The organism is Pseudomonas sp. NPDC087639 (assembly GCF_044743385.1).
In the GTDB taxonomy this organism is placed as follows: Bacteria; Pseudomonadota; Gammaproteobacteria; order Pseudomonadales; family Pseudomonadaceae; genus Aquipseudomonas.
On record NZ_JBIUWI010000040.1, the window covers coordinates 1 to 1128 of the forward strand.

Consider the following 1128-nt stretch of genomic DNA (forward strand, 5'->3'; position numbering starts at 1 on the left):
CGCATGGTCGAACCGTTGTTGATCATGAAGTGATCGCTGCCGTCGGTTTCGATTACGTCACCGAAAGGGGCGAAGGCTTCTTTGGTCAGCGGTTCAATCGTCAGTGTGCGCATGCTGTTCTTCTTATCCGAATTCTGTTGATCGTTCCCACGCTCTGCGTGGTAACGCCGCCATGGACGCTCCGCGTCCGCTGTGACGCGGAGCGTCACGGTATGCATTCCCACGCAGAGCGTGGGAACGATCATTGCCTTACTTAGCGACCTTGCCGAGAACGCGCAGACGGCTCACACCACCATCCGGGAACACGTTCAGACGGATGTGGGTGATCGGGCCCAGAGCCTTGATCTGCTCGGCGAAGGTGTGTTCGGCGTGCATTTCCAGTTTCTGTGCCGGCAGCAGTTCGCGCCAGAACAGCGACTGGGTTTCGATCTGGCTGTCGGTGCCGCCCTTGACGAACGCGCCCTGGATCGAGCAAGTGTCCGGGTAGTTGCCTTTGAAGTGCAGGGTGTCGACGACGATTTTTTCGATCTCGCCCGGGTGGCCCAGCGCGACGATTACCCAGTCATTGCCTGGCGTGCGACGACGTGCGGTTTCCCAGCCGTCGCCCATGTTGATACCACGGCCAGGGTTGAGGATGTTGCTCATGCGGCCGAAGTGTTCGTCGGAGCAGGCCAGCGCACGGCCACCGTTCAGTGCAGCCGCCAGGTCAACCTGTTCGTTGTCGCCAACAGCCGACCAGTCGCGGAACGGAATGCCGTACACGCGCAGACGAGCAACACCGCCGTCCGGGTAGATGTTGAAGCGCAGGTGGCTGAAGGCTTTGTCGTTGCTGATTTCGTGGTAGTGGTGGCTATTGCCCTGCAGCTCGACGGCCGACAGCACTTCAGTCCACTGGGTGTTTTCATCAGGCTCGCCCGAGGCCAGGAAGCACGCTTCCAGCGAGGCCGACGGCGGGAAGTTGCCGGTGAAGAATGAAGTGTCGATGTCCACGCCTTTGATCGAACCCGGTACGCCCAGGCGAATCACCGCGCTGTCGAAGCCTTCGACGCGCTTGCGGCGCGACTCCCAGCCGTCCATCCACGTGCCGTTGTCATCGCACACGCCCTCCTTCCACACGGCCGGGGTAGG

General features: G+C 61.2%; 2 protein-coding genes. Both read right to left on the bottom strand.

Going from position 1 to position 1128, the window contains the following annotated elements:
• A partial coding sequence (locus ACIOVB_RS17205) for an ureidoglycolate lyase (RefSeq protein WP_401269766.1) occupies positions 1 to 113 on the bottom strand: 113 nt, incomplete at its 3' end.
• A 136-nt stretch (positions 114 to 249) separates the two neighbouring features.
• Positions 250 to 1128 (bottom strand): allantoicase (gene alc, locus ACIOVB_RS17210; protein WP_401269691.1); only part of this gene is annotated, 879 nt, incomplete at its 5' end.